Annotated in this window: 14 protein-coding genes and 1 pseudogene; 5 read left to right on the plus strand and 10 right to left on the minus strand. The window is 60.1% G+C overall.

Annotated elements, in window-relative coordinates:
* Positions 1-192 precede the first annotated feature (192 nt).
* Positions 193-693, plus strand: a complete 501-nt coding sequence (locus RBB80_RS04105) for a hypothetical protein (protein ID WP_433967036.1) — start codon at positions 193-195, stop codon at positions 691-693.
* 186 nt (positions 694-879) lie between these two features.
* On the opposite strand, the gene RBB80_RS04110 is transcribed toward RBB80_RS04105, so the two are convergent.
* Positions 880-1512 carry a PilZ domain-containing protein gene (locus RBB80_RS04110; RefSeq protein WP_433967037.1) on the minus strand — a complete coding sequence of 211 codons (633 nt, stop codon included), beginning with the start codon at positions 1510-1512 and terminating at the stop codon, positions 880-882.
* Between RBB80_RS04110 and RBB80_RS04115 the strand changes: the two genes are divergently transcribed.
* On the plus strand, positions 1502-1732 hold the full coding sequence (locus RBB80_RS04115; protein WP_433967038.1) for a hypothetical protein: 231 nt from the start codon (positions 1502-1504) through the stop codon (positions 1730-1732). The genes RBB80_RS04110 and RBB80_RS04115 overlap by 11 nt on opposite strands.
* A 41-nt stretch (positions 1733-1773) precedes the next feature.
* Here the strand turns inward: RBB80_RS04115 and frr are convergent, their stop codons facing one another.
* The 3 genes from frr to RBB80_RS04130 form a co-directional block, all read right to left on the minus strand.
* A complete protein-coding gene (gene frr, locus RBB80_RS04120; RefSeq protein WP_433967039.1) occupies positions 1774-2358 on the minus strand; it encodes a ribosome recycling factor in 585 nt (194 codons plus the stop codon).
* Positions 2359-2672: 314 nt separating this feature from the next.
* Complete coding sequence (locus tag RBB80_RS04125; protein ID WP_433967040.1) at positions 2673-2939, minus strand: hypothetical protein; 267 nt, start codon at positions 2937-2939, stop codon at positions 2673-2675.
* Positions 2940-2977: 38 nt separating this feature from the next.
* Positions 2978-4156: a pyridoxal phosphate-dependent aminotransferase gene (locus RBB80_RS04130; protein ID WP_433967041.1), complete on the minus strand. Its 1179-nt coding sequence runs from the start codon at positions 4154-4156 to the stop codon at positions 2978-2980.
* 234 nt (positions 4157-4390) lie between these two features.
* Between RBB80_RS04130 and RBB80_RS04135 the strand changes: the two genes are divergently transcribed.
* On the plus strand, positions 4391-4861 hold the full coding sequence (locus tag RBB80_RS04135) for a nuclear transport factor 2 family protein (protein WP_433967042.1): 471 nt from the start codon (positions 4391-4393) through the stop codon (positions 4859-4861).
* A gap of 173 nt (positions 4862-5034) precedes the next feature.
* On the opposite strand, the gene RBB80_RS04140 is transcribed toward RBB80_RS04135, so the two are convergent.
* Positions 5035-6855, minus strand: coding sequence for a hypothetical protein (locus RBB80_RS04140; protein WP_433967043.1), 1821 nt, complete (start codon positions 6853-6855; stop codon positions 5035-5037).
* Here RBB80_RS04140 and RBB80_RS04145 point away from each other — a divergent pair.
* On the plus strand, positions 6850-7005 hold the full coding sequence (locus RBB80_RS04145; RefSeq protein WP_433967044.1) for a hypothetical protein: 156 nt from the start codon (positions 6850-6852) through the stop codon (positions 7003-7005). The genes RBB80_RS04140 and RBB80_RS04145 overlap by 6 nt on opposite strands.
* A 278-nt stretch (positions 7006-7283) precedes the next feature.
* Here RBB80_RS04145 and RBB80_RS04150 read toward each other — a convergent pair whose 3' ends face one another.
* The 4 genes and pseudogenes from RBB80_RS04150 to RBB80_RS04165 form a co-directional block, all read right to left on the minus strand.
* Complete coding sequence (locus RBB80_RS04150) at positions 7284-7982, minus strand: IS30 family transposase (RefSeq protein WP_433969478.1); 699 nt, start codon at positions 7980-7982, stop codon at positions 7284-7286.
* A 215-nt stretch (positions 7983-8197) separates the two neighbouring features.
* A pseudogene (locus tag RBB80_RS04155) lies at positions 8198-8443 on the minus strand (IS30 family transposase); the annotation flags it as partial.
* 463 nt (positions 8444-8906) lie between these two features.
* Complete coding sequence (locus RBB80_RS04160; protein ID WP_433967045.1) at positions 8907-9032, minus strand: hypothetical protein; 126 nt, start codon at positions 9030-9032, stop codon at positions 8907-8909.
* On the minus strand, positions 9029-10957 hold the full coding sequence (locus RBB80_RS04165; RefSeq protein WP_433967046.1) for a hypothetical protein: 1929 nt from the start codon (positions 10955-10957) through the stop codon (positions 9029-9031). Before RBB80_RS04165 ends, RBB80_RS04160 begins: the two co-directional genes overlap by 4 nt.
* 203 nt (positions 10958-11160) lie before the next feature.
* Here RBB80_RS04165 and RBB80_RS04170 point away from each other — a divergent pair, with 203 nt between their 5' ends.
* Complete coding sequence (locus tag RBB80_RS04170) at positions 11161-11721, plus strand: cupin domain-containing protein (protein ID WP_433967047.1); 561 nt, start codon at positions 11161-11163, stop codon at positions 11719-11721.
* A 145-nt stretch (positions 11722-11866) separates the two neighbouring features.
* On the opposite strand, the gene RBB80_RS04175 is transcribed toward RBB80_RS04170, so the two are convergent.
* Positions 11867-12022: a hypothetical protein gene (locus tag RBB80_RS04175; RefSeq protein ID WP_433967048.1), complete on the minus strand. Its 156-nt coding sequence runs from the start codon at positions 12020-12022 to the stop codon at positions 11867-11869.
* Positions 12023-12031 lie beyond the last annotated feature (9 nt).

Genomic DNA, 12031 nt, shown 5'->3' on the forward strand with positions numbered 1-12031 from the left:
GGGCAGGGCATCCCCTTCTCTCCGAAGACAGATAGAAGACTATCCGGTGGGTGCTCGAATAGTTACTGCAGAGAATTCAGAGGCCAAATCTTCCACCAACATGGTCTACTATCAATCCAAACTGACACGGCGTTCCAGGAAGCAACCACACGAAGCAACGCTAAACCAGACAGCTCCCCTTCGAGGTCTCCCATGCCACTGCGTTCCTCTCTCCGCCTTGCTGCCGTCCTGTTCGTCCTCCTCGCACCGCTCACCCTCCCCGCGCAAAACCCGGATCGTCTCCACACCGCCTCGCGCCAGGAGCTCGATGTCATCAAGGTTCTCCTCGCCCAGGAGGCAGCCTGGAATCGCGGCGATCTACCCGCCTTCGCCAGCGGCTACAAAGACTCGCCGGACACTCTCTTCATCACCCACCAGATCTCTCGCGGCTACGCCGGCCTCCTCGACCAGTACAAGCGCGACTACCCTACCCGAGCCGCCATGGGCACCCTCTCCTTCTCCGAGCTTGAGGTCCACCCCTCGACGAAAACTACGCCGTCTGCATCGGCAAGTACCACCTCGAGCGAGGCAAAAAAGATGGCGGCAACGCAGGAGGAATCTTCTCCCTCGTCTTCGAAAAAACCACCGACGGCTGGAAGATCATCATCGACCACACCACGTAGTGCAATCTTCGACCTCATCGCTCTCTTCTAGTCCAACTTGAGATCCGTCATCTCGACCGAAGCGCGGACAGCTTCATCGTCCCCGCGCAGTGGAGAGACCCCGCATTTCGCTTTGCTCCTGCTGTGTTCCTCCTTTGCTGTCGTTCCGAGCGAAAACAAAGGATCTCCGCATCTCATCTCTCTACCCCCGATCGAACGCGGAAACGGAACAGGTGCGTTAACCTTCATTACTCAACTCCGCGATCAAACCCTCCAGCCCAGCCCGCACCTTCGCGCTCATCCCCTCAAACAAAAACCCCGCACCCCGCGTCCTTACCATCCTGCTGGTCCCCTCACACCGCAAAACTCGCTCATGCGCGCGAAATATAATCTCCACCGGCGTCCCCGGGGCCAGCCGCAGCCGAGCCTCGGTCTCGATGTAGCACCCTCCCTGGCTCACATCCAGCACCCGCCCGCGAAACAGCATCGTCCCATCCTTCACCATCACCTCGGCCCATGCGTCCACGGCGTAGCGCGTATGCTCCCGTCGCTCGACGACCCCCTCCAACGCCACACCCCGCCGCTCCTCCTGGCTATCAGACCGACCATCAAACCGGCCCTCGAACTCGTCCACGCGCGCCTCCCAGAGATCTCGCCCATCCTGCAAAGCGAGGACCGATGATCCAGTCATCGGCGCAAATCGCAAAAACATTACAGCCTCGAAGCTCACGGCGGCCGCCGCTTTCAACTCACCCTCGAACCCGCTCCACAAAATCGCACACCCGGCAATCCAACCCGAACCACCCGCCGTACCTCTTACCAGCGTGTGGCTGTGCAAGTCGAGCCCAGCGGAGGCACCGATGAAATGCACAAAATGCCACCACGGCGAGCTCTCGCGAACCAGGCGCGTCGGACTCCTTGAGGACAACCTCCTCCCCCTCTTCGGCTACTTCCCCTGGCTCTGTTCCACCTGCAAGCAGCGAGTCCTTCTCAAAAACCGAGGGGAACGCAGACGCGTCAGCCGCGACGAAGATTCAGATCCGACTCCATTCACCGGACCACATGAAAACAGCCTCCACCAGGTACAGTGAAGGCCGTTCGATCTCGGGTTCAATCTCAGATCTGAAGACTCTCAGACCGTCAAAATCTCTTTTTCCTTGGCCTTGAAAAGATCCTCCACCCGCTTGATCTCCGCATCGGTCAACTGCTGAACCTCTTCGTTCGCGCGCTTCTCGTCATCGGCCGAGATCAGCTTATCCTTCGCCGCCTTCTTGATCTGGTCGTTCCCATCGCGCCGGATATTCCGGATCGCGGTCTTATGGTCCTCCAGCGTCTTGTTCAACTGCTTCACCACATCCTTGCGGCGCTCCTCGGTCATCGGCGGCACCGGCACGCGAATCACCTTGCCATCGGTCATCGGATTCAGCCCCGTCCCCGACGTGCGAATCGCCTTTTCGATCGCCGACACCATCCCCGCATCATAGGGCTGCACCAGAATCAGCGTCGGCTCTGGCGTCGACACCTGCCCCATCTGGGCCACGGGCGTATCTGTGCCGTAGTAATCCACCTTGATCTGGTCGAGCATATGCACATTCGCCCGCCCCGTCCGCGCCGAAAGCAGATGTCCACGGAAGTCTTCCACCGTGCTCTCCATCTTCGCCTTCAGCTGCTGATGTGTGCCCTTCAACGCCTCGATCCCTGCCATTGCCGATGCCATACGTTCTCCTCCATTGCCATCCGATATTTTACAGAGACGCAACCAACCATGCGAGGCAAGCCGTAAAAACCTGAACGACTCATGTCCTGCCGGACGGGCCTCCTGCGCGGAGGGCGGTCACTTCGTGACGCGTATACCGGACGTGGCAGGATCACCAGCGTAGGGCCTCCCGCTGGTCGGCACGAACACTCCCTCCGAGCATCGCGAGGACCCACGCAAATCAATTCACCCTAACAAGGTACACAAGTCACGAAGTGACCGCCCTCCGCGCAGGAGGCCCGTCCGGCAGGACATCAGCTTCTAACAGAGAAGCACTAGGACTCATCTCCCCCTGCAACAGGCCCCATTCCTAACCCACGTCCCGCTTTCTTCTTCTTTACCGGAAAAGCCTTCGCCGCCGCCGGTGGAGCCATCGTCTCCTTCACCAACGCCTCGATCCCTCGCCAGTACTTCAAATCCGCTGGCCGCGCACTCGGGACCGCCTGCCGCATCTGGCAGTACCAAAGCGACCACTCCAGCTCCTTCGAGCTCTTATTCTTGATCGCAGCTTCAATCCGCGTCACTTCAGAAAATGCCGGCATACCTCTTCATCTTAGTAGACCCGCGAACAAGCCGCTCCCTAGCGCAACTCGCGCAGCCTCCGGCAAGCCTCCGCCAGATCCTTATCCTTCTTCGCAAAACAGAACCGCAGCAGATCCTGACCCTTCCCCGGCCTGAAGAACGCCGACCCCGCCACCGAAGCCACTCCCGTCTTCGCCAGCAACGCCCGCGCCTTCTCCGCCGCCGAAGCCCCCGGCAACGCGGCCGCCGAAGCCAGCACGTAGTAGGCCCCGTCCGGCACATGCGGCGTCATGTGAGCCTCGCGTAGCGCCTCCACAATCATCGTCCGCTTGACCTCATGCTCCATCGCCAATCCGCTATAAAAATCCTCCCCCAGCTGCTCCACTCCATCCGCCACCCCCTGCTGCATCGGAGCAGGCGCACACACATACGTCAGATCGTGAAAGTACCCAATCGACCCCAGCCATCTTGCATCGGCAATCAGATACCCCACCCTCCACCCCGTCACCGAAAACGTCTTCGAAAACCCCGACATCAGGATCGTCCGCTCCCGCATCCCAGGAATCGACGCCGGACTCAGATGCGTCGCGCCGCCATAAACAAAGTGCTCATAGATCTCATCCGTAAACACGAACAGATCGAACTCCTCCGCGATCCTCGCCAGCCCTTCCAGTTCGAAGCGCGTAAAGACCTTCCCCGCCGGATTCGAAGGCGTATTGATCACCATGCCGCGCGTCTTCGGTGTGATCGCGGCCCGCACAGCCTTCAGATCGAGCCCCCAGTCCGGCGCAGTCAACGCCACCGCCACCGCCGACACCCGCAGCGAACTCAGCGTATTCACGTGATACCCATAGAACGGCTCAAACACCAGCACCTCATCGCCCGGATTCAGCAACGCCATCGCCGCCGCCTGAAACGCCCCCGTCACCCCACTGGTCACCAGCACCTCGCGATCCGGGTCGACCACAATCCCCAGCGTCCGCGCGACTTTCTCGGCGATGGCTTGCCGAAGCCGTGGAATCCCATCCAGCCGCGTATAGATGTTCAACCCATCGCGAATCGCGCGAACCGCCCCCTCGGCCACCACCTCCGGGACGTCGGTGTCGCACACTCCCTGCGCCAGGTTCACTCCACCCATCGCATCGCACGCCACGCTCATCGCGCGAATCTCCGACTGCACCAGTCGCGGAGCCAGCTCACTCAACCCCAACCTCGCCGAAACCTCAACCTGTCCCATAGCCCATCCCCCTTGAAGCGAATTGCAAGCCCAACGTGCAATCATCTTACGTCCAACCAGCAACCCACATCCCGACCAACGGGAGGGCCGTCGCTTTCCACTCACCCAGACAAGTTAAAAGGCGTGCGAACGCCCGCCCCACGCGCAGTGGGCCCGTCCGGCAGGACAAAGAGATATTGCCGCATAAGACTCCACCCAGCCCCCGGCTAAATCACTACCGCTAAAATGGACCCCATGAACACTTCTCACTCACTGCGCCTGCTCCTGCTTGTCGCCGGAACAACGGTCATCGGCTCTCTGCCCCCCGCACTCCACGCCGCAACACCGGAAGAACAGGCCGTCCTTGTTCCCGTCCAGGCGATGTTTGACGGCATGGCAAAACGCGACGCCGCCGCGATCAAGGAACCTCTTCTGCCCGGCGGCACCATGGTTCTCATGCGCGATGGCAACCCAACCCAGATGACCTTCGAAGCCTTCGCAGACCGGGTAGGAAGACCGGGAAAGACCCACATCGAGGAGCGAATCCACGACCCACTCATCCGAATCGACAACGACCTCGCAGTCGTCTGGGCTCCATTTGAATTCGTGGTAGACGGCAAGGTAGATCACTGCGGAACCGATCTATTCAACATCGTCCGCAAGGACGGAAAGTGGTTGATCGCAAGCGTCGCAGACACCGGGCGAAAGGATTGTCCAGCGAAGTAGTCGTCCTTCGAATCACGCCCACGGAACATCCGTCACGCGGCCCCTAAGCCAGTCAGATTAAACGCTATTTCGTACTATTTAGGACGCCACAGCGGCCCGGGAACGTTTTCAGCGGCTTTGAAATTTCCTGGATTGTGGCGCCGGTGGGAAAGTCCGTCGGACAGACATCGGGGTTAGCGACGGATGGGCTTCAGTGGTTTATTGAGTTCGAGGGGAAGCTGAAGGCCTTTGGTGGGCACTGGGCCGTGAAAATGGATTATGGGTTGAGAGCTGCTGGTGGAGAAGGTCTGAGTGATGAGGTCGCTGGGACCGGCGTCGAGGGAACCGTAGAAGCTGTTGGCGGTTTCGGCGGTGCCGAACTGGCTGGCGGTGCAGGAAGGGATGGAGTTCTGGACGGTGAGTGGGGTGCGGGCGGAGTAGGTGATGGTTCCGGCGCCGGCGGAGAGGACGGCGCCGTCGGAGTTGATGGGGCCGACGAGGTTGACCTGGAAGGCGTTGATGGGGGCGAACTGGCCGGTGTTGAGAGGCAGGGGTTGGACGGTGTAGTTGACCAGCTGGAGGTCGTTGAGGTCATTGTTGACCCACTGGTGGCTGGGGCGGATGTAGAGCTCGTGCAGGTGAGCGTCGCCGGCGCTGATGAAGTTGACGTGCTGCTCGCCGTCGGGTTGAGCGTAGGAGTGGAGCGCGCTGTCGGCGGCGGGGACCGTGCTGTTGCCGGAGAGCAGGTTGAGATCGTTGTTGACCCACTGGGCGTTGGGGTGGATGTAAAGCTCGCGGACGTGGCCGTCGGTCCCAATGAAGTTTACGTGTTGGGAGTTGTTGTCGCCCCAGTAGCCGGAGAGCGGGCTGTTGGGCGCGGGCCGGATGCCGTTGCCGGAGAGCTGGTTGAGGTTGTTGTTGACCCAGTGGCCGTGGGGAGTGATGTAGAGCTCGTGGACCTGTCCGTCAGTCCCGATGAAGTTGACGTGCTGGCCGCCGTCGGGGCCGAGATAGCCGCAGAGGGAGCTGGTGCGGGATGGGCCGATGCCGTCGCCGGAGAGGTGGATGAGGTCGTTGTTGACCCAGTGGCCGTGGGGGGCGATGTAGAGCTCGCGGACGTGGCTGTCGGTGCCTATGAAATTGACGTGCTGGCCATTGTCGGCGTCGAGGTAGCCGTCGAGAGGGCTGTTGGGGCGGGGGCCGATGCCGTCGCCGGACTTATGGATGAGGTCGTTATCGATCCAGTGGCTGTGCGGGGCGAGGAAGAGCTCGTGGACGTGGTTGTCGGTACCGATGAAGTTGACGTGCTGGCCGCCGTCCTGGTCCACGTAGCCGTCGAGCGGGGTGTTGGGCAGGGGCAGGGTGCCACTGGAGAGATCGGTGAGGTCGTTGTTGACCCATTGGCCGCGAAAGGCGAGGTAGAGCTCGCGGACCTGGCCGTCGGTGCCTATGAAGTTGACGTGCTCGCCGTTGTCGGGACCGAAGTAGGCATCGAGTGCGCTGTCGGCGGCGGGGGCGATGCCGTTGCCGGAGAGCAGGGTGAGGTCGTTGTCGACCCAGTTGTAGGAGGGGTCGTGGAGGCGCTCGTGAATATGTGCGTCAATGCCAATGTAGCTGATGTGCTGCTGGGTCAAAGCGGGGGTGTTGGGGTTGGGGCTGGGGGACCAGTATCCGGTGATGGGCGTGTTGGGAGCGGGAAGGAAACCGAGATCGGTGATGATCCAGGTGATGCCGACAATATTGTCGTTGACGTCGTTTTTGAGCTGCATCTGGAGCTGGTAGCCGGCGGAGAGGACGAGGTTGGGTAAGACGAGGACGCCGAAGTAGTCCACGTAGATGGAGTCTGTGGAGGCGGTGTAGTCGGCAAGCGCGAGGTTGATCTGGGGATCGCCGATGGGGGTGCCGAGGACGATGAAGATGAACTGCTGCCAGGCGTTGAAGAAGTCGGGGGCGGAGTTGCAGTTGAGCTGGAATCCGAAGCCGTGGTACCAGATACCGGAGGAGTCCTGATGCACGATGTCCTGGGTGACGTTGATGGTGACGCTGAGGCCGGTGATGTTGTTGCACTGGCTGGTGAGGATGTAGTTCGAGTTGCTGCCCAGGCCGCCGGCGGGGGTGGGACTGACATGGTGGTACCTCCTACGGATGGAATAGGAGACCGATGAACGCGGTCGAACGGAAAAAGTATATCGCTAGTAGAGGAACCTAAATGCGCATCACGATGGAAGGCTTCGTCGTTGCCGACGGGATGGATTGAAAAGAATGATCAAGTCACCATTCGTGGGTGGTTCCCGGTGCGAGATGGCTCGATCAGTTTCTCAATATGTTAAACTTGTATCTAAGTCACTTTGGCGACAAGTCGGCATCTCGGACAGGTGGCTCAGGACGGGTTTTCGGCAACTTCAACCTGTCGGCCCCGAACTTTCCGATGACGTGGGCGGGCTCAACCGGTCGATGCAACCCTGGCTTGCAGTTTACTCGCCGGAGTTTCAAAGCCCAAAGTTTGTCGCGGGCGTTGATTGAGGCGCAGAGCTACCTTGTTGAGATCGGCTTGAGAGTGGACGGACAAGTCGGTCTTCTTGGGGAAGTACTGTCTTAATAGGCCGTTGGTATTTTCATTGGTGCCGCGCTGCCAAGGGCTCTGCGGATCACAGAAGTAGACCTTTACATTCGTGTCCACCGTGAAGCTCTTGTGTTTGGCCATCTCGTGGCCTCGGTCCCAGGTCAAGGAGCGCCGCAGGGTGGAGGGCAGTTTGAGCACGTGCTTGCTCAGCGCGGCGACGACCGTCGTTGTGTCTTTGCTGGGCACTTTGACCAGCATGGTGAAACACGAATGTCGTTCCACCAGGGTTGCGATATGACTGTTTTTGCTGCCTGCGAGCAGATCGCCCTCCCAATGACCGGGAATAGCGCGGTCTTCAACCTCGGCAGGTCTTTCGCTAATAGAGATGGCATCGACGATCTGACCTCGAGACTGTCCCGCAGCGCGCGAGTGCCGTGAGCGACGTATAAGCCGCTTGGACCTGAGGTGCTCAACCAGCTCTTTTTCAGCACTCCGCGGGCCTGGATGAATAAGCTGCGGTAGATGGTTTCGTGGGACACACGCATGCTCTCGTTGCTGGAATAGTGGACCTTCAGCCATTTCGAAATCTGTTCCGGCGACCAGTCCAGGATCAGTTTACTGGCCACGATCGTCCGCAACTTCTCTTCGATGGCAAGAAGGCACACCTTGGGTCGCAGAGCCGACTCCCAGGCCTGACGATCGGCTTCACTGGCTCGATAGAGTGGCCGCCCGCCATGACGCGACACCTCCCGGCTCACTGTCGACACAGGCCGTTGCAACCCGCTGGCTATCTCCCGAATCGACGAACCGGATGCAATTCCACGTGAGATGTCTTCCCGCTCGGCCAGCGTCAGCGTTCGCGGTGAACGCCGACGAGCAGCAGCAACTATACCTCCGCGCTGCGTCAACAGGAACCGAATAGAACCATGCCCCTTACCGAAGGCACGCCCAATCTCATGCAACGACTCGCCCGACTTCCAGCGGCGCCACATCTCCGTCCGCTGCTCAGTGGAAAGCCTGTTCCGTTTTCCTTGTGCCATAAACACCACCTTTAGAAAATGAATTCATATCAGATGGTGTTGCACCGACCGGTTGAGACCGCCGGGGTTATGAGAAACTTCGACCTTGAACCTGCCGCAAACGCTGACTTCACAGGCACAACTGCGTAACTTCCGGGTTGCCCGTCATTCGAGAACAGTCCAATGGAGCGGCTAAATTGCGCCGTCTTTCGTTCTAGTTCTGATTGATGTCATTTCGACCCTGCAGACCCCAGCCGCAGGGACAGCGCAGCGCACTGGAGTTCTGCGTCACCCAGGGCGTCCAGGAGATGTAGATACCTACGACCGCACGAAGATTTGTCCAGTCGGAATTAGATTGCCCGGTAGCTGCGCACGCAATGCCGCGTAGGCGCCATCAGGCCGATCGAGACCTGTGCATCGGCTCTAAAGCCTCGGTAAACGGCCTGCTATTCAGAGCGCGGCGACTGCTTGGGATCCTGGCAGATTATGGTCGGGGAAGATCCAGCAGTACCACATTCGAGCGCTCCTGCATTCGTTCGAGGACAACTTCACGACCGTCGGGGGAGATGTCGAAGTCGCGAATGTCGAATTCGGGAAGGAGGTTCGTCAACTGCCGCTCGGCGCCCGTCTCCAGGTCGATGAGCCAGAGATCCTTATGTTCAATCTCTCCTCGCAGGAGCACCAGTGCCCGTCCTCCGGGCAGGAAGACAAGGTGTCGAGCCCCCGAGTCAGGGTCAGGGCCGGCAGAGAATGCGGTGTGACCTCGGGCGTGACGGCTTTCACAGAAAATGTGGTGCCGATGTCGGGGCCCAAATAGACAACGAAGCGGCCATCGGGCGCCCACACGGGATCGACCGAGTACTCCTGGACAAAAGAAGTGGGGGAGCGACCGTTGACCGGCACGCGGAAGAGGTGTGGGACACCGTGATCGTCGGCCGCCGAGGTGATTGACTGGCCGTCGGGTGCCCATGCCGGAGCGCCCTGCAGATCGAGCGAATCCGCCACGATCCGTGCGTTGGTGCCGTCCGCCAGCATCACGTACAGAAAAGTTTGCCCGTGTTGCCGGATCGAGAATGCGACATATCGTCCATCAGGAGAGATTGCCGGGCCGCCAAAGACCCGCGCTCCCTCGCCGCGCCACAACTCTGTGGTGGTCCCGTTGGCGAGCTTCCAGATGCTCTCGCCTCTGCCGGTCGCCGAGACATACAGAAGATAATTGGGACCCAAACGTGGGGAGAATCCCATGGTGGTCGTCAGAGGGATCGGAGCAGCCTCCAATCCCGCTGTAGGTGAGTCACCGATTCGCAAGCGCCAGAGTGTTCTATTAGGAGTTGCGCGCGTAACAACCAGACGGCGACCATCAGCGCTGGCCGCTAGTGACGTGTACGGGTCAAGTCCAGAGGTCAGCCGGTGGGGAATGCGGCGCTCGACGTCCATGCCATAAAGCCACGGTCCCGAACCATCGGGATCGCTGGCGAGGTACATCAGGGTACGCCTATCCAATAACACCGGATAAATCACGCGCCCCATGTGCGACGTGATCCGTTCAGGAGTTCCACCGGTTGGCCTGATGCGCCAGATGTCCAGTTTGTCTGGGAGCCCGCCCTGGGAGAAGTAGATGAACGCAGTGTCGGGGGACCACAGTGGAAAGTGACTGTGCTCACCGGCAGGCGCAGTAAAGATGGGACGATTCTCTGATCGTACGCCGCCATCTGACACGAACAGCGGGTCTCCGGGGCCCGGTGTGTGATATACGAGCCGGGTGCCCTCGCGCGACCAGTCGAACTCGCCCACGCCTTCCAGGTATGGCCTCGGTTGTCCGCCCAGAGTTGGCACCGCCCAGATGCCGATGTTGCCGCCACTCGAACCGTCCTGCCTACGATCCCAAAACGTGACCAAAGAGCCATCGGGCGAGAACCCCAGGTTCCGGACCGATGGATTGACGAGTCCCGGCGCGCTCCCGCGGGTAAGGTTGTGGAACTGTCCGGAACCGACCTGCGTGACCCAGACGTCCATCGGCCCGTCGCGGTCGGAGAGAAACGCCACGAAATGACCGTCGCGTGACAGTGCAGCGGCCTGCTCCATTCCACCGAAGTCCGTGACTGTCTGAAACCGCGCGTCGGCGATCGGGTTTCGCCAGAAGTGCTCCGTCCGCTGAAACCAGAAGCTTGCGCCAATCGCCAGCGCGCATCCCACCGCTGCCAACGGCAAGACGAAAGTCCATCTGGTAAGAAAGGTCGATATCGCCGACCGCGGACGTTGTGCTAGAGGATCGGGCGATAGGGCATTGTTCCCATTCTCCTGCCCTACTCGAAGATTCCGGCTGCGCATCCACTCATTCAGGTCCGCCCGAGACGCGTAGACCGAGCCCATCCTTTCATGCTGGTGTCGGTGGACAGGCATCCCCTCCCGCCTCTCCCAGCGCTGGACCGTCGTCACATCGCGTTTGAGGTAGGCCGCGATCTCCTTCCACGAATCCAGCCGGTCTTCAAGCGGTCTATCGGATGGCGGTGCGCCAACGGTCGGTTCACCCATCACGCTCTCCTGGTGGCCCGCGTTTGTGACGACCCAAATTGTAGCCTCCCTGCCTGTAAAGACACAGCAAAAGACTGCATTCGATGGCAAATCAAGGAATGGCTGCACTTCTGCGCCTTACCGCTTGAAGGTACCTGCCAACGTGTCCCATTGTGTCCGCATGCGTCTCCATCCGGCGACGCCAGAGAGAAGAGGAGATCGACATGAGACGAAGACAGATTTGGTTGGTGTTGTTGTTTTCTGCCGCGATCCTGGTGGCGGCCCACCATTACGCAAGAAAGGTCTGGGCCACAACTGCCACTACAGGGTTCAAGGGCACGACGCTCTACTTCGGCACGTTACAGGAATTTGAAGTCTTCAACCACGCCAGAAAGAAATCGCTTCCCGCCGGATTCGAGGGTAACGCGTGGCTATCGTTGCAGAAGACGAAGGGGGCGTCGGACCTATATATACAGAGCAATACCTGGGCGCCAGTCACGATGGGTGTTGTCGCAAGCACTGGCTGGCACACGCACCCGGGTCATAGCCTCATCATTGTCACCGCTGGAACTTTGACGGAGTACCATGCGGACTGCGAGCCGCACGTTTATCACGCAGGGGACACGTTCGTAGATCCCGGCGAGGGCGAAGAGCACATCATACGTAACGAAAGTTCAACCGAACCGGCAGCGAACGTTGCTGTCCAACTCGTTCCGCATGATCCGCTGAAAATGAACCGCCGGATCGATGTGCCACAACCAGAGACCTGCCAGAGCATTAACTGATGCGATGTGCGGTGAGGAGACCCCGGGGGCCTCGGGGTTTCCGCTCGTTTGACGCGTCCTGATCCCGGTGGTGACCACGTACACCTCATCCGGAACGAAGGCAGCATCGTGGCGGCGACCGTCGCCGTCCAAATCACCCGGCAGGTCAGCCGTGTCGCATGGCAACCTGAGCTGCGTGAAAGCCGGACATGCCATGGACTCCGCCTCCGGGAGGCGTCGAAGCACCGCAAAGATAGAGCCCTTTTACCGGCGTCCGATAAAGCGAGGCAGTGGGACGGAAGAGTAGCTGGCGGAGGTTCATGGCGCCGCC

The sequence above is a fragment of the Tunturiibacter gelidiferens genome (assembly GCF_051013345.1).
Taxonomy (GTDB): Bacteria; Acidobacteriota; Terriglobia; order Terriglobales; family Acidobacteriaceae; genus Edaphobacter; species Edaphobacter gelidiferens_A.

Bases quoted from the DNA above. Each gene is read 5' to 3' on its own strand.
- RBB80_RS04105 (WP_433967036.1), top strand. From the start codon at position 193: ATGCCACTGCGTTCCTCTCTCCGCCTTGCTGCCGTCCTGTTCGTCCTC.
- RBB80_RS04115 (WP_433967038.1), top strand. From the start codon at position 1,502: ATGAAATGCACAAAATGCCACCACGGCGAGCTCTCGCGAACCAGGCGC.
- frr (WP_433967039.1), bottom strand. From the start codon at position 2,358: ATGGCATCGGCAATGGCAGGGATCGAGGCGTTGAAGGGCACACATCAG.
- RBB80_RS04125 (WP_433967040.1), bottom strand. From the start codon at position 2,939: ATGCCGGCATTTTCTGAAGTGACGCGGATTGAAGCTGCGATCAAGAAT.
- RBB80_RS04130 (WP_433967041.1), bottom strand. From the start codon at position 4,156: ATGGGACAGGTTGAGGTTTCGGCGAGGTTGGGGTTGAGTGAGCTGGCT.
- RBB80_RS04135 (WP_433967042.1), top strand. From the start codon at position 4,391: ATGAACACTTCTCACTCACTGCGCCTGCTCCTGCTTGTCGCCGGAACA.
- RBB80_RS04145 (WP_433967044.1), top strand. From the start codon at position 6,850: ATGCACGATGTCCTGGGTGACGTTGATGGTGACGCTGAGGCCGGTGAT.
- RBB80_RS04150 (WP_433969478.1), bottom strand. From the start codon at position 7,982: ATGGCTGAAGGTCCACTATTCCAGCAACGAGAGCATGCGTGTGTCCCA.
- RBB80_RS04165 (WP_433967046.1), bottom strand. From the start codon at position 10,957: ATGGGTGAACCGACCGTTGGCGCACCGCCATCCGATAGACCGCTTGAA.
- RBB80_RS04170 (WP_433967047.1), top strand. From the start codon at position 11,161: ATGAGACGAAGACAGATTTGGTTGGTGTTGTTGTTTTCTGCCGCGATC.
- RBB80_RS04175 (WP_433967048.1), bottom strand. From the start codon at position 12,022: ATGAACCTCCGCCAGCTACTCTTCCGTCCCACTGCCTCGCTTTATCGG.